We start from the raw sequence: 1,599 nt of genomic DNA, 5'->3' as shown, positions 1-1,599 counted from the left end.
ATGGGAGCGGAACCTTCTACAGTCAGGGGCTGGTCACCAGTGGCCATTCTTAGCCGGGAGGACATATCCCTGGGTTCCATGACCGGGGTTTCGGTATCGCTGACATAGAGGTGGTCAATAGGGGAGGCGGCTGATAATGTTCTGGCCTTGTCGATCCAGCCGCTGACCTTCCAGCCAATGCCGGTAGCGACGATAGAGTCTATTCCTTCTACCTGGCTGACTTCACCTTTTACAAGAGTCAACTCGTCACCAAGCCCAGAGCGACCTTTCAGGCTGTCAGTTTTGCCACCGGCCTGAACGTGATAGAGGGGGGGGCGAGCACTATCCTCTGAAAAGTCAACAGAATTCACCTGACCATTGGAGCTTAGCTCGAAGTGATCGACACCTGCAAAGGAGGTTTGATCAAAGCTGAGGGGGATAGTTTGACTCTTGTCATTTGTACTTTTCAGAGGTCCTTGGGGAACAAAGGTTACAGCATCAACGCTGGCACCCTCAGCAACGGTGAGTAATTTTAAGTCGTGAAGGGGGTTGTTCCGGGTGAGTTTCCAGTTTTTACTGGCACTATGAATCGTTAAATGTTCAGTGGCTCCCACATCGCCCAGGTTGGTGCTGTCGTGTATGTGAAGGTGCTTGATAACACCTTCACCTTCGGTATCAATAGCCAGTCGGGTTTCTGTATCGGCAGGTGTTCTCAGTCTCAGTGAGGACAAATTGGGCAATACCGAAATGCTTGCATCTTTACTGCTACTGACGTAGATATTATCTACAGGTGTTTTAAGGGTAAGGTCGCGACTGTTGTCAATCCAGCCTTCCACCTTCCAGCCTGCACCTGAGACCTCCATGGTCTTAACACTATTGATATCACCTAACAAGGCATTATCTTTGATTATCAGATTTCCAATGTGGTAGTTATCTGAGATGTTCAAGGGTTTAGACGTTGTTTTAAAAACAAGGCTAGCGGTGTCATCACTACTGGCTGGAACAATGACATTAGATCCTACGTACACATTGTTAACAGGGTTTTTGACATCCAGTGAAGTGGCATCGGTAACAACATCTGCTGTCCAGTTTTTGCTCGGAGAATTAATGGTTACATTAGTGACGCCTGAAACTGCACCGAGTGTGGCTTTGTCAAAAATCGTTAATGTTTCAATTGAGCCATTTTCATTGGGTGTGATATCAAGCTTGCTTGCTCCGGTAAAGGCTAGTTTTTTTGCTTCATTGTTTGTGCTGGCACCAGCCCCCACCTGAACTTCAGCAATGGCTGTGTTGGCATTGAGTTGGCTTGCATCGTTTATGGTGCCTGCTGTTGTCCAGTCAGAGCCGATCATATTGATCGTTGTAGCACCGGATATATTACCGAATTTGGCCTGATCGCTGACAGTTACTTTGCTAATTAAGTCTGGGTCGCTTGACGTTATCTCAATAGGATTGGCTTGTATGGAGGTGACCACCTTGAGCATACGTTCAGTATCAGTAGTTGAAGCACTTCTTTTTAAATATATTTCGTCAATCACTGCCTTACCGCTTCCTGATGGATCGGCCTGGGCATGTATTGATTCAAGTCCGCTAAGTGCAGCTCCGACCTTCCATGCCCCA

The 1,599-nt window shown here is 47.4% G+C and carries 1 protein-coding gene; it reads right to left on the bottom strand.

The genetic code is table 11. The features are described from left to right. Positions 1–1,517, bottom strand: a 1,517-nt coding sequence (locus tag GZ78_RS29240) for a hypothetical protein (protein WP_034831844.1), incomplete at its 3' end; no start/stop codon positions are given. Between the last annotated feature and the right edge of the window lie 82 nt (positions 1,518–1,599).

The sequence above is a fragment of the Endozoicomonas numazuensis genome, assembly GCF_000722635.1.
GTDB classification, from domain to species: Bacteria; Pseudomonadota; Gammaproteobacteria; order Pseudomonadales; family Endozoicomonadaceae; genus Endozoicomonas_A; species Endozoicomonas_A numazuensis.
The sequence above is the reverse complement of the archived record's forward strand: the minus strand, read 5'-3'. Positions and strand labels throughout refer to the sequence as shown.